This is a genomic window from Pseudomonas sp. 28 E 9 (assembly GCF_900004785.1).
GTDB classification, from domain to species: domain Bacteria; phylum Pseudomonadota; class Gammaproteobacteria; order Pseudomonadales; family Pseudomonadaceae; genus Aquipseudomonas; species Aquipseudomonas orientalis_A.
Genome location: NZ_CVTK01000045.1, coordinates 1 through 19,462, shown reverse-complemented (window position 1 = coordinate 19,462; position 19,462 = coordinate 1). Strand labels below are relative to the sequence as shown.

Below are 19,462 nucleotides of genomic sequence, written 5' to 3'. Positions count from 1 at the left end.
GACAAGGTCGACGTTGTACTGACCGCCACCACCACCATCGGCGAAGGCGGCAACATCGTTTACACCGCCAGCCTTGTGGATAAAAACGGCGCGCCGGTGACTAACATCACCAACCCGCTGACCGTCACCTTGGATAACGGCCAGAGCATCACTATCGGCGTAAATCAGTCGAGCGGTTCCGTTTCGGTTGTTGCGCCGGATGATGTTTACAAGGGCGACCAGACCGTCACCACTACTATCAAGACTGTCACTGGTGGCGAGCACTTCGAAAATCTCGTCCCAGGTACCGATAAAGTCACAACAACAGTGACTGACACCCCAGGTACTGACAACACCACTACCGTCACGCTCACCGCGCCAAGTGCCGTTAACGAAGGCGGCCAGATCACCTACACCGCGACCTTGAGCAACAAGGCCGGTACTGACGTCACGCTGAAACTCGATAACGGTTCGAACATCACCATCAAAGCTGGTGAAACCGTCGGCACCGTGACCGTTCCTGCGCCAAGCGATGACGTGTTTATCGACAAGAGCACTCAGACGGTCAAGATCACAGACGCAACGGGCGGCAACTTTGAGAAATTGGAAGTTGCTGGCAACGGCGCAACCACTGCGATCAACGACACCATCGACAAGGTCGACGTTGTACTGACCGCCACCACCACCATCGGCGAAGGCGGCAACATCGTTTACACCGCCAGCCTTGTGGATAAAAACGGCGCGCTGGTGACCAACATCACCAATCCGTTGACCGTCACCCTGGATAACGGCAAAACCATCACCATCGGTGTGAACCAATCCAGCGGTACGGTCACCGTCGTGGCACCGAATGACGTCTACAAAGGCGATCAAACCGTCACCACTGCAATCAAGACTGTCACCGGTGGCGAGCACTTTGAAAACCTGGTGCCAGGTACTACAGCGGTTAACACCACTGTTACCGATACCCCAGGCACTGCTGATACCACTACCGTCACGCTCACCGCGCCAACCGCCGTCAACGAAGGTGGCCAGATCACTTATACGGCCACGCTCTCTAACAAAGCGGGCAGCGACGTCACTCTGAAACTGGATAACGGCTCGTCGATCACCATCAAGGCCGGAGACACCGTCGGCACCGTGACCGTGCCTGCGCCAAGCGATGACGTGTTCATCGACAAGAGCACTCAGACGGTCAAGATTACCGACGCAACGGGCGGCAACTTTGAGAAGTTGGAAGTTGCTGGCAACGGCGCAACCACCGCGATCAACGACACCATCGACAAGGTCGACGTTGTACTGACCGCCACCACTACCGTCGGTGAAGGCGGCAACATCGTCTACACCGCCAGCCTTGTGGATAAGAACGGTGCGCCGGTAACCAACATCACCAATCCGTTAACCGTCACCTTGGATAACGGCCAGAGCATCACCATCGGTATAAACCAATCGAGCGCCAGCGTTTCGGTTGTTGCGCCGGATGATGTGTACAAGGGCGATCGAACCGTCACCACCGCTATCAAAGGTGTGACCGGCGGCGAGCACTTCGAGAACCTCGTTCCAGGTACCGACAAAGTCACTACAACCGTGACTGATACCCCCGGTACTGACAACACTACGACTGTCACGCTGACCGCGCCAACCGCCGTCAACGAAGGTGGCCAGATCACTTACACGGCCACGCTCTCTAACAAAGCAGGCAGCGACGTTACGCTGAAACTGGACAACGGTTCGTCGATTATCATCAAGGCTGGCGACACCGTCGGCACCGTCACCGTCCCTGCGCCAAGCGATGATGTGTTCATCGATAAGAGCACTCAGACGGTCAAGATTACCGACGCAACGGGCGGCAACTTTGAGAAATTGGAAGTTGCGGGCAACGGTGCGACCACCACAATCAATGACACCATCGACAAGGTTGATGTAGTTCTGACCGCCACCACCACCGTCGGTGAAGGCGGCAATATCGTTTACACCGCCAGCCTTGTGGATAAAAACGGCGCGCCGGTGACCAACATCACCAATCCGTTGACCGTCACACTCGATAACGGCCAAAGCATCACCATTGGCGTAAATCAGTCGAGCGGATCTGTTTCAGTTGTTGCGCCGGATGATGTGTACAAAGGCGATCAGACCGTCACCACTGCAATCAAGACTGTCACCGGTGGCGAGCACTTCGAAAATCTGGTGCCAGGCAGCACGCCGGTTAACACCACCGTTACTGATACTCCGGGCACCGACAACACCACCACCGTCACGCTGACTGCGCCAAACGCAGTCAACGAGGGTGGCCAGATCACCTACACGGCCACGCTTTCCAATAAAGCGGGCAGCGACGTCACTCTGAAACTGGATAACGGTTCGTCGATTATCATCAAGGCCGGCGATACCGTCGGCACCGTGACCGTGCCTGCGCCAAGCGATGACGTGTTCATCGACAAGAGCACTCAGACGGTCAAGATTACCGACGCAACGGGCGGCAACTTTGAGAAGTTGGAAGTTGCTGGCAACGGCGCAACCACTGCGATCAACGACACCATCGACAAGGTCGATGTAGTTCTGAGCGCCACAACTACCGTCGGCGAAGGCGGCAATATCGTTTACACCGCCAGCCTTGTGGATAAAAACGGCGCGCCGGTGACTAACATCACCAATCCGTTGAACGTCACCCTGGATAACGGCAAAACCATCACCATCGGGGTGAACCAATCCAGCGGCACGGTCACCGTCGTGGCACCGAACGACGTTTATAAAGGCGATCAAACCGTCACGACCGCCATCAAAACCGTGACCGGTGGCGAGCACTTCGAGAACCTGGTGCCAGGCACCACAGCGGTCAATACCACCGTGACCGACACCCCTGGTAGCACCGATCTGACCAGCGTCACGCTGAGCGCGCCAAGCGCCGTCAACGAAGGTGGCCAGATCACCTACACCGCGACTTTGAGCAACAAGGCCGGCAGCGACATGGTGGTGCAGTTGGACAACGGTTCCAGCATCACCATCAAGCAGGGTGCGACCGTGGGCACGGTGACGGTTGCGGCACCGAGCGATGACGTGTTCATCGACAAGAGCACTCAGACCGTCAAGATCACCGGCACAACCGGTGGCAATTTCGAGGGTGTGACCGTTACACCGGGCGGCGCAACCACCACGATCAACGACACCATCGACGATGTGACGGTGGTGCTCAAAGCCACCGGCTCGGTCAGCGAAGGCGGGCAGATTGTCTACACCGCGTCGCTGGTCGACAAGAACGGCGCGGCAGTCACCAACCTCGGTTCCGACCTGGTGGTGAAGCTGGATAATGGCTCGACCATTACCATCGGCAACGACAAGTCGAGCAACTTCACCACGGCCACCGCGCCTAACGATGCGTATGTGGGTGCCAATGACGTCACGACCAAAATCAGCGGCGTCGTCAGCGGCGGCGACAAATATGAGCACTTGATGGTTGATGGCAGCACCGTCGTCACCAAAGTCACGGATGTGGTTACCACCACCACCCTCAGCCTCAGCGGCGACGCATCGGTGACTGAAGGCGGCACCGCGCATTACACGCTGAACTTGAGCAACCCGGCGCAAACCGATCTGACCGTCACGCTCAAGTACAGCGGCACGGCCACCGACGGCTCGGATTTCAACGGCGTGTACACCGTGAAGATTCCGGCCGGCGCCAGCAGCGTGCCGTTTGATATCCGCACGCTGGACGACAAAATCACCGAGCCGACGGAAAAAATCGTCATCACCATCGACAAGACCACCGGTGGCAATTTCGAGAACCTGGTGATCGACAAGGGTACCGTCAGCACCGATATCCTCGACAACGATGCGCCACCGGTCATCGACCTGGACGCCAACAATTCCAGCGGCGCCAGCGGCAACGATTACAAGACCACCTTCACCGAAGGCACCGCCGGGCAGGGTGTGTCGATTGCCGACACCGATATCAGGATCACCGACCCGGATAGCACAATGCTGACCGGCGCAACGGTCACCCTGACCAACGCGCAAGCCGGTGATAGCTTGAACCTGGGCAACAACGTCAATGGCATCAGCGTCAGCACCAATAACCAGACGGGCGCCATCACCCTGACGTTGTCGGGCAGCGCGACGCTGGCTGACTACATGCAGCGCATCCAGAACATCACGTTCACCAACAACAGCCACGACCCAAGCACCACGCCGCGCACCATTACCGTGACGGTGACCGACGGCGGCAACTACTCCAACGTCGCCACCACCACCGTGAACGTGCTGGCTGTCAACGATGCGCCAGTGGCAACGGGCGGGGCCGTAACCGGTACCGAAGACACTGCGCTCGCGCTGACCTGGGCCAACTTCGGCGTGACCGACGTGGACTCGCCACAAGCCAGCCTCGGCGTGAAGATCACCGACCTGCCGGTGGCCGGCAAGCTGCAATACCTGGCGGCCGACGGCACCACCTGGGCCAACGTGACCAGCGGCCAGACCTTTACCAAAGCCCAGGTCGATGGCGGTCAGTTGCGCTTCATGCCCAACGCCAACGAGTCCGGCGCCGACGGTTATGGCGGCACCGGCATCGGTAACAAGCAGGCCGATTACGCACAGTTCAAGTTCCAGCCTACCGACGGCAAGGACCTGGGCAGCAGCGCCACGGTGAAAGTCGATATCACCCCGGTGGCCGATGCACCGACCCTGAGTGTGGCTGACAATAACGTCACCTCGACCGGCCTGATCAAGCAGAGCTGGAGCAGCATCTCGGGCCTTGGCACCAACGGTAATGGCGCCGCACCGGACGTACTGAAAAAAGCCATTGATGGCGCCGGCACGCCCAACAGCAGCGCGGTCATAACCAACGTTGAGTCCACCGAAAACGTCAATGCCGGCTCGGGTGCCAAAATCTCCGGCCTGATGTACATGGAGGCCGGCAAAAACTACACCTTCAGCGGCGTCGCCGATGACAGCCTGGTGATCAACGTCGGCGGCAAGGAAGTGGCCAGCGGCCTGTGGGGCACCAACAGCGGCAAGTTCAGCGGTTCGTTCACGCCAACGGCCAGCGGCTATTACAGCCTTGAGATCTACCAGGCCAACCAGGCGGGACCTGGCAGCTTCGACGTCAACCTGTCGATCAACGGCGGGACGGTGCAGAACCTGAGCACCGGCACCGTGCCGCTGTACACCGGTATCACCGACCTGACCAACGCCGGCGTGACTGTGTCCGACCTGCATGGCAGCAATGGTGACGGTTACTACGTGGGCTACAAGCTCAACGAAGGCCTGGAAAACGGCAGCGTCAAACTGTCCAAGATCACCAGCGCGCTGACCGATACCGACGGTTCAGAAACCCTGGCCGTGAAGATCGGTGGCATACCGGCAGGCTCGGTGCTTACCGACGCAGCGGGACACACCTTTACCGCGACCAAGACCGTGGGCGAAGTCAACGTCAACGGCTGGGACCTGGGCTCCCTGACCATCAAGCCGCCGACCTATTACAGCGGCCAGTTCAACCTCACCGTGACCTCGACGTCTACCGAAAGCATCGGTGGGTCGGCAAGCACCACCGCGCAATTGCCCGTCACCGTGTACCCCGCCATCTACAGTTCGGTCACCGGCACCTCGGGCAGCGACTCGATCATCGGCACCGATGGCAACGACATTGTTGTGGCCGATATCGGTGGCCTGAACGTGGTGCAGGGCAAGAACTACAACATTGCCTTCATGGTGGACAGCTCCGGCAGCATGAGCACAGCGTCGATCAACGCGGCGAAGTCGTCGCTGACCACGGTGTTCAACTCGCTCAAAGACAGCCTGGGTGCCAACACCTCAGGGACCGTGAACATCTTCCTTGCGGATTTCGACACTCAGGTGAACAAATCCATTGCGATCAACCTCAATGATCCAAATGCGTTGACGCTCTTGAAGGCGGTGCTGGACTCAATGTCGTCAGGTGGCGGCACGAACTACGAGGACGTATTCAAGACCACGGCCAACTTCTTCCAGAGCGGCCTGGCCACTGGCAACACCGGTGCCACCAACCTCACCTACTTCATCACCGACGGCCAACCGACGTACTACCAGAGCGGCGAACAGACCAACCCGATGGTGGTCGACTTCTACAAGAGCAGTACCACCGATGGACGCCTGGACGACTACGTCAACGCCAACAATTATGTGTTGGGTAACACGTTCAGCATCAATGTGAATGGCACCAACCTGCAATTGATCGACAGTGACGGCCAGGTACACCAGTGGGTGCAAACCCGCAACGGCGGCTGGTACGACAACGGCGTGTGGGGCACCGTGCATGCCCAGGGCGACGGCACATTCGAGGTCTCGTACCGCAACGGCAGCGGCAGCGGCACTGACACGGCAACCAGCGATAACGCCAACAGCGGTTTCTTGCTGCTCAAAGGCCTGTCGCAAGTGGAAGCGATCGGCATCAACAACGAGGTCAGCCTCAATGATTTGAAGCCGTACGACAGCGATGGCAAGCCGCAAAGCAACATCGATCCGAAGGACCTGGCCAACGCCATCCTCGGCCACACCGAAGCAACGCTGCCAGGCGCGGACACCGTCAGCGGTGGCGACGGCAACGACATTCTGTTTGGCGACCTGGTGAGCTTCAGCGGCGTGACCGGTGAGGGTTACAACGCGCTGCAGGCTTTTGTGGCACAGAAAACCGGTATGGCCGTCTCGTCGGTCACCACCTCGAACGTGCATCAGTACGTCACCGAGCATTACGCGGACTTCGACGTATCCGGCGCCAAGGACGGCAATGACACGCTGATCGGCGGTGGCGGCGATGACATCCTCTTCGGCCAGGGCGGCAACGACGTGCTGGACGGCGGCAAGGGCAATGACATCCTCTTGGGCGGCACCGGCAACGACACGTTGATCGGTGGCCTGGGCAACGACATCCTGGTCGGCGGTTCGGGTGCCGACACCTTCTTGTGGAAGGCCGGTGACATCGGCAATGACGTGATCAAGGACTTCAAGGCCTCGGAAGGTGATCGGATTGACCTGCGCGACCTGCTCAAAGGCGAGACGGACAGCACCATCGACAACTACCTCAAGATCACCACGGTAGAAGGCGTGTCGACCCTGCAAGTGAGCAGCGAAGGCAAGCTCAACACCGCTGGCGGCGTGGCCAATGCGGATGTGACCATCAAGCTGGAAGGCAACGATTGGTCTCATACCAGCATCAACTCGCTGATCAGCGGTGCAGATCCGACCATCAAGATCGATCACACCGCCTAAGCTTGGTAAATCGGCCGCCCTCGAGGCGGCCGATTTATCCGGGCGATACGTTGCTGGCCCTGGCGGCCGGTTGCATCGCATACTCGCGTTTATCAACACACGGCCAGCCTATGGGGCTAAAGGTGTGTGGCTCATCTTCGAGGGGTTCTTATGTTTTACGTGCAACGTGATGCACAGGGCGCGTTGAGTCGCGTAGAGGCCGCCGCCTTTGCCGAATCCACCGACACACTGCCGGCCGATCACCATGAGATCCAGGCCTGGTACGCCAACGAAGTGGTGGAAACCAGCCTGGCCCAACTCAAGCAGAGTGACCTGGAGATGATCCGGGTGCTGGACGACTTGATCCAGGTGCTCACCCGCAAGGGCGTTATCAGCGTGACGGACCTGCCGCCCGCAGCCCAGGCCAAACTGATGGACCGTAACCAGGCGCGGGAAGCGTTGGGCGGGTTGAGCCAGTTGATCAATGATGATGAGAAAGGGCTTATCTGAGCCCTGAATGTGGGGCTTGCCCTGATACCGTCTGTAGGAGCGAGCTTGCTCGCGAAAAACTCACAGGCACCGCTGTCATTCAGGAAGCACGCGTTATCGTTGACGTTTTTCGCGAGCAAGCTCGCTCCTACAAAAAGCCTTTGATCGTTCCCACGCGGAGCGTGGGAACGATCAAATCAGGGCAAACACCCTCCCACATGTGTTCTGCGTTATTTCCAGGGCGCCGGCTCGCCGAACAGCTGGCCCTGCACACCAAAAATCCCCATCTCGCGAATCACCTTCAGCTCACCCTCGGTCTCCACACGCTCGGCAATCAACGGCAGGTCGATACTGTGGGCCGCGCGCTGGATGGCTTCGATAAACAGGCGCTTGTCGCTTTCCTGGTCGATGGCGCGGATGTAGCTGCCGTCGATTTTCAGGTACGCCAGGCCCAGGCGCGCCAGGTTGCCGATCATGCTGAATCGCCCACCGAAACGCTGAAGACTCAGGGAGAAGCCCAGTTCGCGCAGGCGCTGGGTCATCTGTTCCAGCACAGGCTGCTCCGGCAATTGCTCTTCACCGATTTCCAGGGTGAGGCGCGAACCCAGGTTGCTGTGCTGACGCAGCAGGTCATAAATGCGCTGCAGGGACTCTGGGTCCTGCAAGGTCGCGGCAGAGAGGTTCAGCGCCAGGTTATGGCTGTGGCCCGTCATCTGTTTAAGCACCTGCTCCAGCATCAAGCGGTCCAGCCGGGCAGACCAGCCGAAACGCTCAAGCCATGGCAGGAAACGCCCGGCGGGCAGGGTATGGCCATCTACGTCCTGCAAGCGCGACAGCACTTTGTAGTGCAGGACCAACTGCGGGTCCTGGCTGGCGACGACCGGCTGGAAGTACAGCTCGAAACGCTGCTGCGTCAGCGCCTGGTCCAACAGCGTGTGCCAGGCATGATGATCGTCACCGACGCGGGCGGCGGCACTGTGATCGAGGCACACCCAAGTGCTGTCACCCTGCCCTTCGGCCTGCGCCAGAGCTTGATCGGCAAGGGTCAGCAGCGCCTGCGGCGCATCGCCATGATTGAACGGTGCCAGGCCGATATAGGCCACGGGCGCGACGTCGCTGGCGCCGGTTGCCTGCAGGCTGAGCAACGTACTTTCCAGGTTCTGCGCCAATTGCAGCGCTTCTTCACGCGTCAGCCCGGGCGCCAGCACGGCGAACTCGCCGCCACGGATGCGGGTTACGAGGTTGTGGGTTTCCGGGTACGGTTCGCACTGGCGCAGCAGCTGTTCACCAACCGCTTGCAGCAATTGGTCGGTACGCTGGCCACCCAGGCGCTGGTTCAAGCCGGCCAGGTCCTTGACGCGCAACACCAGCAGGTAGCCGGAGTTGGTTTCTTCGGGGTTGCTGACGCGGGCGTTGAGCTGCATCTCGAAATAACGTCGGTTGGCCAGACCGGTGAGGTTGTCCTGGTAGGATTCGGTGCGCAGCTTTTCGCTGCGCTCGGCCTGCTCCTGGAACAGTGCCTTGAGCTTTTCCACCATCTGGTTCATCGCCTGCACCACCCGGCGCAGTTCCGGCGTGCGCGGCAGGTCGGGCAGGCTGAGGAATTCTCGACGGGCGATCGCATGGGACTGTTTGACCATGTAGTCCAACGGTTTCAATTGGCGCCGCAGCAACAACCCGCCAAGCACCACGCTGACCGCACCGCAAAGCAGCAACCAGCCGAGGCTGCCCAGGGCACTCTGCCAGAGCTTGGCCAGGGCGAACATTGGATGGCTGACCACCTCGACGCGCGCCGCCTGCTCCCAACCGCGGCTCACCAGCGCATCGCCACCGGCCGGCTCCAGGCCGATCAATTTAACGAACCAGGCGGGCACGCCGTTGTTGTCGGGAATGCCGCTGCGCTCAACGATGGTTTTGTCCGTGGCCAGGTCCACCACGCGGATACTGGCGTAGTAACCACTGTCGAAGATCGAGCTGACCAGCAGCTCCACCATGGCCGGGTCATCGATGTTGGGGGTGAGCGACAGCGCCAGCGCCGTCGCGGCATCCTGCGCATGGGAGCGCAACTGGTTGACGTATTGCGTGCGCGAACTTTCCAGGCTGACCATGAAGCTGCCGCTGAAGGCGACCACCAGGAACAGACAGATTGCGATCAACAGCTGTTTGAACAAAGACATCCGATCAGTTACTCCTAGTTGTCAGGCTCGGCTGGAAAGCCTTCCGCACGCATTTTTCTCAACACATCCTGCCAGCGCGACAAGCGTTTGGTATCGCCGACCTTCTTGTTGCCCTTGGCGCCGGGCAGGTACAGGCCCTCGGCGTTGAATGAATACACCGGGATCAAATCGGTACGGCGGGTAGCCGGCAGGATGTCGTCCATCAGGCTGTCGAGCACCAGCGGGATCGCGTCGGGGGTGGAATAGTAGGTCAAGACCATGTGCGCACGATTCTGACGCAAGGCCTTGACGTAGGTAATGCGCAATTTGTCGCTGGACACACCCAGGTGACGCAAACTGAAATACTTGGCGATCGCGTAGTCTTCACAGTCACCGGCGCCCTTCCAGAGGGCTTCGATGGGTGTCTCCCAATAATCGACCGCGTGCCAGAGATCGATGTCTTCGACGTAGGTCATTTGTTTGTTGAAAAACAAGTTAACGACCTTGAGCTGTTCTTGTTCGCTGACCTGCTTTTGACTGGCCAACAGCCGCTGCCAGGCATCAATACGCGGCTGGCCTTCGCCCAATGGCCCGTACAGGGCGCTGGCCTTGCGGCTGATTTGCGAGAAATCCCAATCGGCATGCAGCCCGCCAAGCATCAGGCCGGCCAATAAGATCGCTGATAAAAGCCAGCAAAGAACTCGATAGGGAATAAAACTTACCGCCAAGGCGTTCAGTCCATGAAGAGAGACGGAATTTCAGCAGATGGTGAAGCTTCGTCCCGGAAAAAACAATGGCATAGTGAGATCATCGCTCGGTAGAGCGACTTTGTAACCCCATTATGTGAGACGCACAAAATACCCGCTGTAAGCCCTTACAAACGGAAACTCTGGTGGTTTGACAAGTGCTCGGGCCATCCCTAATGTTCATTGGATCCAATAAACACACTCTATTATTCAACAAAGGAGGCCAGCGTAACCGTGACGCCGAAGCCGAACCCTTTAAGCAGCATCAAGGTCAGCGGGCCTATTCCCGCTCATCTTGCCCGCGCCGTTATTGAAGAAACGTTGCGCAACGCCATTCTCGATGGACGGTTGCCCTGTGGCACCGCTATGCGCCAGCAAGAGCTCGCCAGCCTGTTCGGCGTCAGCCGCATGCCGGTGCGCGAAGCATTACGCCAGTTGGAAGCCCAATCCCTGCTGCATGTGGTGACGCACAAGGGGGCAGTGGTCGCCCCGTTGATTGAGGACAATTCGGCAGAGACCTATGCCCTGCGCATGCTGTTGGAGTCCGAGGCTTTGCGCTTGTCGATCCCATTGCTCACCGAGGCTGATATCGCGGAGGCAGAGGCCTGTATCAATGCGCTGGAGCGTGAGAAAGACTACAGCGAGATCGGCCGCCTCAATCGCCTGTTTCACATGGTCTTGTACGGCAAGGCGCCAAACCATCGCCTGCTCAAACTGGTGGAACATGGGCTGAATGAGGAAGAGCGGTTTCTGCGCTTCAACCTCGAGGCAATGGGGCTGGGCGAGACGTCACAAGAGGACCACCGCGAACTGCTCAGCCTGGTGGTGCAGAAAAAAATCGACGAAAGCATCCTGACATTGCGTAATCACTTGATGCGAGGCATGGAGGTCATCAATACATACCTCAATGGCCTCGACACTGCGGATCAAGAAGGCACGTTATAAGGCGTGCGCAGCGCTCTTCCAGCCTCTACACCGCGCGGCACCTTTCCCTGTCCGGAAGCGTCCCGCGCCGGTAACGCCGTAAACACCTCGCAAGCCTTAACTATCGGCGTTAAATAAAGAAATCTCTCACACTTAAAATAACCATTTCTCTCGGAAGCTTTTTTCGAAAAAACATCTAATACATTAACAAGTTCATCCAGACGTTTAATCAGCTTACTATCGCTCGCCAACCCAATAAACCTATCAATCAGCAGGCCGCATAGTGAGCCCGCACTAGTGGCGTGGGCACACTTTAACGTTAATCTTTTATCTAACAACTACAACACTCCATCACTGCAACTAGAGCAGTCGCAACAACTTTATAGGCGTCAACCATGCACCATCATTTTCTTGAACAAAAAAAACTGCAACTGTGCAACCACCCGTTATTTCCAGAAATAACTTCACTTGGCAAACTGCAACACTTTATGGAGAGCCATGTGTTTGCGGTTTGGGACTTCATGACCCTGACCAAACGCCTGCAACAAGATCTTACTTGTACCCAGATCCCCTGGCTTCCGCCCGTCAATCCACAGGCCGCACGCCTGATCAATGAAATCGTGCTGGGTGAGGAGTCGGATGAGCACCCGACGCGGGGCCATTGCAGCCACTTTGAGCTGTACATGGATGCCATGGTGGAGGTCGGCGCCGACACCCGCGCCATCGCACATTTCATTGATCTTCAACACCAGGGTGTTGAGGTCGGCGCGGCGCTGCAAAGGGTCGGAGCGCCCTCTGGAGTGCCGCGCTTCGTCGACAGCACCTGGCAACTCGCACTCAGCGCGCCCACCCACTGCGTAGCGGCGGCCTTCCTGCACGGACGTGAAGGCGTTATAGCCTCAATGTTCGAGCGCCTCCTGAGCAGCAGCCCCTTCATTGCTCGTCAGGCCCCCACCTTGTGTTACTACCTCAACCGCCATATCGAACTGGACAGCCAGGAGCATGGGCCGGCGGCAGAACAGGTGCTCCAGCATTTGATCGACGCAGATCCGACTCGCCGGCAACAAGCCCACAGTGCTGCCCTTGATGCCCTGGAAAGTCGCATTGCGTTCTGGGATGACGTACGGGCCTCGATGGCAGAGGTACACCCATGAGCCCTATCGACTACCGCTCCTTCGCCGAAGACTGGGAACGTCGGGCAACTATCCGTACGCGTCCGCGCCGCATCATGGAAGACGACGACAGGCTGATCTATCCCCTGTGCCGCCAACCCCTGGTGCTGACTGCAACCTTCCTCGACCACTGCCCGCAATGGCGTGACTTCGTGCTGGCGCAAAGCTTTTATCGATTCATCCATGACATCGTGATTTTCGAAACCGAGATTGTCGATAAGACTGCCCGAAGTATTGCCAAGAATCGCTTCTCGCTGCCTCTGCCCCTCGCCTGCCGCTACGACGCGATGACCGTCGTGGTGGATGAGGATTACCACGCATTGGTAGCACTGGACTTCCTGCAGCAAGCCGTCGAGCTGACCGGTATCCAGCCGCTCGACCTGCCCGGGCAGATCGAACTCAGCCGTGCCCTGCCGGCAGCGCAGGCGCAGGCACCGGAGCACTTGCGCGATGCGGTGGAGTTGATCGTCGTGGCCATCGCCGAAAACACCGTCACCCATGACGTGGCGGCCTTTTCCAAGGACGACAGTGTCAAGGCGTCCGTGCGCGGGCTGATGGCCGACCACCTGTTTGACGAGGGGCGCCACGCACAGTTCTGGACACAGTTGGTACGCATCTATTGGCAGTCGGCAAGCGCGCAGGATCGGGACAGTATTGCGGCTGTGCTACCGACGTTCCTGAGCCATTACCTGACCAACGACCTGCAGAAAGGCTTCGACCTGCAGTTGATCCAACACCTGGACATCAGTGTCGATGTTCGTTCGGCGCTGCAGGATGAAATCGTGGCGCTGGACTTTCCCATCACCCACCAGCACCCGCTGGTTGGCAACATCATGAGCTTCCTGCATCACAGCGGCCTGCTGCACACCTGCAGCGTGGCACGCGCCCTGGACGACTACTTGCCCGCGCCGGGGAGGCTGGCATGAGGCGCCTGACGATTGAATGGGGCGTTACCGTTGACGCGCTGGAAGCCCTCAGGCACGTGCTGGAACATTACGGGCATGCCGTTGGGGGCGAGTCGGTCGACCTTGTGATCGAGGACGGTAGTCAGCCACCGTCAGCCCTGTCCAGAGACGCGGCCTGGATGAGCCTGCGCCTGGTTATCGGCCCCCCGTCCGAACATGGGCTGCCCAGGCTGCAGTTTCGCTGCTACGACCGCGAGCGGCGCCTGGTGGCCGTACACGATGTTGCCCGGGAGCCCAGCGGCAACGGCCAGCAGCTGCGGCGTCGGGCGGCGCACGCCTTGGTGGAGTGGGCAGCGTCATTGGTCAGCGGATTCTCAAGGGATCCGGGCTTTTTCTGCCCAATGACCCACTCCGACGCACTGCCTGAACAGGGTTTGCAAGGGCTGGAGGCGCTGGCGTTCATGCATCGATTCAATCGTACGGCAGATACCGCGCTGCTTCGCGCGGCACAGGTGCCCATGATCGAACGCCTGCAGGCCAGCCTTGGCGCCTTCGCCAATCGCACGGCGTTGAATATCGCGGGTCGCGTGGTGACGTATCGCCAACTGCAGGAAAAAGCCATGGCGATTCAGCAACGCTTGCTGCCCCTGCTGGAGAGCAAAGAGACCCCATCGGTGGTGGGTGTGTGCCTGGAAAAATCTACCGAGCTCTACGCGAGCATTCTGGCCGTGCTGGGTTGCGGCGCGGTGTATGTGCCACTGGCCCCGGATCACCCGGTAAAACGTCAGCACCGCATGTTGATAGACGCAGATGCCTGCGTGCTGCTGGAAAATGGCCTGCACCCGCTGCGAGAACATTTCGTGTCACTTGACGTGAGTAGGCTCGCCCCGCGTGACATCGACCCTGCTCAACCGCTGATGCGTCATCGTCCCCATGCCAATGCGCCGTGCATGGCACTGTTCACCTCCGGCACCACCGGGCAGCCCAAGGGTGTGCTGCTCAGCCAACATAATCTGGCGCATTTCACCGCCTGGCTCAGTACCTGTGTGGCGCTGGATGAGGAGAGTCGCGTCCTGCAATTTTCACCGCTGAGTTTTGATTCCTCGCTGATCGATATTTTCCCCGCCTTGATGGCGGGCGCAGAGCTGATTGTCCCCAGCGCAGAGCAGCGTCAGGATCCTCAGCAATTGGTCGAGTTGATTCGCCTGCAACGTGTCACTCACGCTTTTTTACCACCGGCGTTACTCAGCATCCTGCCACTGGACCGGGCTCTGGGCCTCTCCCACCTGCTCACCGGCGGCGATTTTTGCGAGCCCTACGTGATCGAGCAACTGGCAGGCCAATGCCAGTTACACAATTTCTATGGCCCTACCGAAGCCACAGTACTGGCAACCCATCGAACATTTCGGCTCGGTGACAGCAATCGCAACATCGGTTTGCCCATTGCCAACAGCCAGGTCCTGATCCTCGACGACCACCTGCAGCCGGTGGTTGAGCAAGTGATGGGCGATCTGTACATCGCAGGCCCGGGCGTCAGCCAGGGTTACATGAACGATCTGCCGCACGCTGACTCGCCGTTCGTCAAGCTGGCGCTGCCTGATGGACAATGGCTGCAGGCTTACCGTAGCGGCGATCTGGCGAAATGGACGCCGGACGGTATCGAGTTGGGCGGTCGACGGGATGATCAGGTCAAGATCCGCGGCTTTCGAGTCGAGCCTCAGGAAATCGAGCAGTGCCTGCGCAGCAGTCGGTTGTTTCGCCAAGTCGCCGTGGTGATTGATCAGGCCTGCAGAATCATTGGCTTTGCTGCCCAGCCCGAACCCGGCGCCACCCTGGCCAGGCTGAAGGATCATGCCCGACAGTGGTTGCCCGAGCATATGCAACCGGTCGCCTGGAGCGAGCTGCCGAGCCTGCCATCTTCAAGCAACGGCAAGATCGACCGCACGGCGTTGCGGGAGGTGCCGGGTACCCGCACCGAGAAAATCACTCGTCGCAGCACCCACACGCCAGTCCAGGCGCAGTTGGTGCAGTTGTGGGGGGAGTTGCTGGGGTTGTCTGCCGGCGAAGTATCGATCGACGACAGCTTTTTCAGCCTGGGTGGCCATTCGATCCTGCTGTCCACCTTACTGCTGCGCTTGCGCGAGCAATTTGGCCGCAGCTTTTCCCTGAGCCAGTTTTTTGAAGCGCCGACGATTCGTACGCTTGCCTTGCAGCTGGAGGGCGAAGCGCTGCCGGATATATCTTTCAGCCAGATGGAAAGCGATGCATCCCGAGCCCTGAAGCTTGAGGTGCTGCCCGAGACCCGCGCCGGAGACCCACGCAAAGTGATTGTCACGGGAGCCAACAGCTTCGTCGGCGTGCATATCGTCCAGGCATTGCTGGCGGGTGGAGCGCAAGAAGTCGCGTGCCTGGTGCGAGCGCTCCCCGGCCAGTCGGCGGCGGACCGATTCACCCAGGCGCTGCGCGAATATCGACTGGAACAATTGGACCTGCGCCGAGTGCAGGTGTACGCCGCGGACCTGCGCCAGCCGCGCCTGGGCCTGTCCTGTGAGGCATTCGAACACCTCGCCCGTCATCATGGCGTGCTTGTGCACAATGCCGCGCAGGTCAACCATGTGATGGACTACACAGCACTGGCCAGGGACAACGTCGAACCGGTGTTTGAATGCCTGCGCCTTTGCGAGACCTACTGTAAGAAGGTCTTCAATTTCATTTCGACGCTGTCGGCCTGCAGTACCCTCGACACTGAGCGGTATGTGCTTGAAGCGCCCGCCAGCGGCGCGTTACCGCTCTATGTCAAAAATGGCTACAACCTCTCGAAATGGGTGGCCGAGCGATTGCTGGGGCGGGCAGTGGAGCAAGGGGCCTGGGTGAATATTCATCGACCGGGCAACATCAGTTTCAACAGTCGGAACGGCGTCTGCCAACCCGATAGAAATCGCTTGATGTTGATGCTCAAGGGGTCGCTGCAATTGGGTAGGGTCCCTCGAATGGAAGGGAATTTCGACTTGATGCCGGTGGATTTCCTGGCACGCTTCATTGCGTTTCACGGCCGGCGTTTTGTCGCGGGGCGAAACGTGTTCAACCTGCACAATCCACAACCGCTGAGCTGGGACCAGTACCTTGATGCGTTCAGCCAGGCCGGACACATTTTCGAACGGACAAGCCTTCAACAGTGGCAACGGGCGTTGCGCACTGTAAGCCATGACAATGCGTTGTTCGGCGTACTGGGCTTCTACCTTGATGGGGTGGGTGAGGACATCGGCGACACTTCGATGATTCATTACAGCAACGCCCAATGGGGGTTGGAGCAAATGGGCGCACACTATCCGCCAAAGAGCCCCGTGCTGTTACGCAAAGGCTGTGACTATCTGAAAGCCATCGGCTTTCTCTGAGCGGCACCAGGGCAGTCGGAACGGGAGCCCTCGCTCCGACTGCCGGCAGGATCAGATTTTGAAGCTATCGACCAATTGCTTCAATCGACTGGCCTGCTGGGACAGCGCATCGCAGTCCTTGAGCGTCTCGTTGAGATTGACCACGCCTTGCTGGTTCAGCAGGTTGATCTGGTTGATGTCGACATTGAGGGTTTCAACCACCGCCGTTTGCTCCTCGGTCGCTGCGGCGACCGATTGGTTCATGCCGTCGATCTCAACGATTCGCTGTGTCACGCTGACCAGACGCTCACCCGCCTGGTTAGCCACTTCAACGCTTTCTTCGCTGGAAACCTGGCTGGCGTTCATGGTGGTCACGGCTTCACGTGAACCCACTTGCAGGGAAGTGATCATCTTGTGAATCTCTTCTGCCGACTCCTGGGTACGGTGGGCCAGGTTACGCACCTCATCCGCTACCACGGCAAACCCGCGCCCGGCTTCGCCGGCACGGGCTGCTTCGATGGCCGCATTCAGCGCGAGCAAGTTGGTTTGCTGGGAGATGCCCTTGATTACATCGAGGATGTGGCCAATGTTGTCGGTACTGGCGTTAAGGGTCTCGATCTGAGTGCAGGACAGGCTGATTTTCTGCGACAGTTCCGACATCGCCTGAATGGTTTGCTCGACGACCTTGCGTCCATCGTCAGCTTGTTCACTGGCACCGCTGGCATGCTGAGACGCATCAGCGGCGTTACGTGCGATTTCCTGGGTGGCGGCGCCCAGCTCGTTGATCGCTGCAGCCACGCTGTTGGTACGTGCACTCTGCTCGTCAGAGCCGATGATCGATGCGTTGGACGATGCCATCACACGCTGGGACAAGTCATGCACCTGGCGTGTCGCCGAGGACACTTCGGAAATCGAGGCGTGGATACGCTCGACAAACTGATTGAACGCGCTGCCGACTTCGCCGAACTCGTCTTTGCTCGTAACGTCGAGGCGCCGGGTCAGGTCACCTTCGCCCTGGGCAATATCCTTCATCGCGACGCCCATGGTGGTCAGCGGGCGCAACAATACCTGAATCAACAGACTCAGCAGCACGGCAATCGCCACCACGGCGATAAGCATTGCTATCAATGCTGAGGTACGAAATTTACCCAGTGCGGCATAGGCTTTGTCTTTGTCGATAGACAGACCGATGTACCAGTCAGCCCCCGGCAAACCGCTGATTGGCGTAAACGAGAGAATGCGGTCCTGTCCATTGAGGACAACCTCCTGGTTAACCTTCTCGATGCGCACCTGGGTGCCTGGGTAGATATCCTTGAGGTTTTTCATCACCTGGTCCTGGTCAGGACTGACGATGACTTGGCCATCACCACTGACCAGGAACGCATGACCAATACCGCCGAAATCCACCGAGTTGATGATCTTCACCAAGGTTTGCAGGCTCAAGTCTCCACCCACGACGCCCAACAACTCTCCGTTCTTCTTCACCGGCATGGCGATCGTCACGATCTGGCCACCCACAGCCGCCATGTAAGGCGGGGTAAGCATCGGTTTGTCTGCCGCTACGGCTTGCTTGTACCAAGGGCGCTGACGCGGGTCATAGCCTTCGGGCATCTTCGCATCGGGACGCTGGGTGAACACACCGTTGGTTTGACCCACGTAGGTAAACTGGAAGTTGGAGGTGAACGCCGGTTGATCGACCAAACCCGGCAGATCGGCGCCACTCCCTTGATGAGCAACGTTTTGTGCCAGGTTCTCCAGAACCAGAATGCGGCCGCTGAGCCAGTTCTGCACGCTGCTGGCGGTAAGCTCGCCGGACTGCTGGATGGAGGACGCCAGGTTTTGCCTGATCGTGTTGCGCTGCAGGTAATCGTTATAGAGCGTGAACAGCGCGAAGGCCAGAACCACGACGCCTGACGCCGCCAACAGAATTTTATGACTGAACTTGAGATTCATTTCATCGACTTCTTTTGCCAAAGGGGGGTGAGCGTGCCGAGTGGAACATTCCATGTAACGCAATAGGCAGACTCTGCGACCGCTCTATCTCGGTGCACGCATGGCTCGTCAGGCTTTCGGCCAGAAAATGATAAATCTTAGAGTTTTGTGTGAATCTTCCGCTTTTAGAGCAAGGCGCCGACAGGCGGTAGAGACGCAGTCGATTATCAGCCTTTGGCGGCCTTAAACGACAAAACCCCTGTCTGCATTAGCAGACAGGGGTTCTGGAATTCAATCTTGACGATGACCTACTCTCACATGGGGAAACCCCACACTACCATCGGCGATGCATCGTTTCACTGCTGAGTTCGGGATGGGATCAGGTGGTTCCAATGCTCTATGGTCGTCAAGAAATTCTGTGTACCAGGCCGTTGCATTGGCAACGTACCGGTGAAATTCATGAGCTTCTACATAAACAAAACCCCTGTTTGCGTTAGCAAACAGGGGTTCTGGAATTTAATCTTGACGATGACCTACTCTCACATGGGGAAACCCCACACTACCATC

10 protein-coding genes and 1 rRNA gene are annotated in these 19,462 nt (G+C 58.7%); 6 read left to right on the top strand and 5 right to left on the bottom strand.

From position 1 onward, the window contains the following. A partial coding sequence (locus BFQ00_RS13470; protein ID WP_371914194.1) for an immunoglobulin-like domain-containing protein occupies nucleotides 1-7,218 on the top strand: 7,218 nt, incomplete at its 5' end. A gap of 150 nt (nucleotides 7,219-7,368) precedes the next feature. Continuing rightward, nucleotides 7,369-7,707 (top strand): tryptophan synthase subunit beta, encoded by a 339-nt coding sequence (locus BFQ00_RS13465; RefSeq protein ID WP_065884439.1) that lies wholly within the window; start codon nucleotides 7,369-7,371, stop codon nucleotides 7,705-7,707. A 209-nt stretch (nucleotides 7,708-7,916) separates the two neighbouring features. Here BFQ00_RS13465 and lapD read toward each other — a convergent pair whose 3' ends face one another. Together lapD and lapG are read right to left on the bottom strand one after the other, a co-directional pair. Then, nucleotides 7,917-9,863 (bottom strand): cyclic di-GMP receptor LapD, encoded by a 1,947-nt coding sequence (gene lapD / locus BFQ00_RS13460; protein WP_065933780.1) that lies wholly within the window; start codon nucleotides 9,861-9,863, stop codon nucleotides 7,917-7,919. Between the two features lie 14 nt (nucleotides 9,864-9,877). Continuing rightward, a complete protein-coding gene (lapG, locus tag BFQ00_RS13455) occupies nucleotides 9,878-10,570 on the bottom strand; it encodes a cysteine protease LapG (RefSeq protein ID WP_065896537.1) in 693 nt (230 codons plus the stop codon). 252 nt (nucleotides 10,571-10,822) lie between these two features. On the opposite strand from lapG, the gene BFQ00_RS13450 reads away from it, so the two are divergent. Next, on the top strand, nucleotides 10,823-11,533 hold the full coding sequence (locus tag BFQ00_RS13450) for a GntR family transcriptional regulator (protein ID WP_065894040.1): 711 nt from the start codon (nucleotides 10,823-10,825) through the stop codon (nucleotides 11,531-11,533). Here BFQ00_RS13450 and BFQ00_RS29175 read toward each other — a convergent pair. Continuing rightward, on the bottom strand, nucleotides 11,515-11,850 hold the full coding sequence (locus tag BFQ00_RS29175; RefSeq protein ID WP_139114991.1) for a hypothetical protein: 336 nt from the start codon (nucleotides 11,848-11,850) through the stop codon (nucleotides 11,515-11,517). The two genes, BFQ00_RS13450 and BFQ00_RS29175, sit on opposite strands and share 19 nt — an antisense overlap. 57 nt (nucleotides 11,851-11,907) lie before the next feature. On the opposite strand from BFQ00_RS29175, the gene BFQ00_RS13445 reads away from it, so the two are divergent. The 3 genes from BFQ00_RS13445 to BFQ00_RS13435 are packed head-to-tail and all read left to right on the top strand — an operon-like array spanning nucleotide 11,908 to nucleotide 16,984. Beyond that, the gene (locus BFQ00_RS13445; RefSeq protein ID WP_065933779.1) at nucleotides 11,908-12,666 is read left to right on the top strand and encodes a DUF3050 domain-containing protein; all 759 of its coding nucleotides are present in this window, start codon (nucleotides 11,908-11,910) and stop codon (nucleotides 12,664-12,666) included. Further along, on the top strand, nucleotides 12,663-13,610 hold the full coding sequence (locus tag BFQ00_RS13440) for a diiron oxygenase (RefSeq protein ID WP_065933778.1): 948 nt from the start codon (nucleotides 12,663-12,665) through the stop codon (nucleotides 13,608-13,610). Before BFQ00_RS13445 ends, BFQ00_RS13440 begins: the two co-directional genes overlap by 4 nt. Next, nucleotides 13,607-16,984 carry an amino acid adenylation domain-containing protein gene (locus BFQ00_RS13435; protein ID WP_065933777.1) on the top strand — a complete coding sequence of 1,126 codons (3,378 nt, stop codon included), beginning with the start codon at nucleotides 13,607-13,609 and terminating at the stop codon, nucleotides 16,982-16,984. The genes BFQ00_RS13440 and BFQ00_RS13435 overlap by 4 nt, the downstream gene beginning before the upstream one ends. Nucleotides 16,985-17,035: 51 nt before the next feature. On the opposite strand, the gene BFQ00_RS13430 is transcribed toward BFQ00_RS13435, so the two are convergent. Both BFQ00_RS13430 and rrf read right to left on the bottom strand, forming a co-directional pair. Continuing rightward, on the bottom strand, nucleotides 17,036-18,916 hold the full coding sequence (locus BFQ00_RS13430; protein ID WP_065884446.1) for a methyl-accepting chemotaxis protein: 1,881 nt from the start codon (nucleotides 18,914-18,916) through the stop codon (nucleotides 17,036-17,038). A 274-nt stretch (nucleotides 18,917-19,190) separates the two neighbouring features. Beyond that, a 5S ribosomal RNA gene (gene rrf, locus BFQ00_RS13425) occupies nucleotides 19,191-19,306 on the bottom strand. Nucleotides 19,307-19,462 lie beyond the last annotated feature (156 nt).

Bases quoted from the DNA above. Each gene is read 5' to 3' on its own strand.
- BFQ00_RS13440 (WP_065933778.1), top strand. From the start codon at position 12,663: ATGAGCCCTATCGACTACCGCTCCTTCGCCGAAGACTGGGAACGTCGG.
- BFQ00_RS13465 (WP_065884439.1), top strand. From the start codon at position 7,369: ATGTTTTACGTGCAACGTGATGCACAGGGCGCGTTGAGTCGCGTAGAG.
- lapD (WP_065933780.1), bottom strand. From the start codon at position 9,863: ATGTCTTTGTTCAAACAGCTGTTGATCGCAATCTGTCTGTTCCTGGTG.
- BFQ00_RS13435 (WP_065933777.1), top strand. From the start codon at position 13,607: ATGAGGCGCCTGACGATTGAATGGGGCGTTACCGTTGACGCGCTGGAA.
- BFQ00_RS13445 (WP_065933779.1), top strand. From the start codon at position 11,908: ATGCACCATCATTTTCTTGAACAAAAAAAACTGCAACTGTGCAACCAC.
- BFQ00_RS13430 (WP_065884446.1), bottom strand. From the start codon at position 18,916: ATGAATCTCAAGTTCAGTCATAAAATTCTGTTGGCGGCGTCAGGCGTC.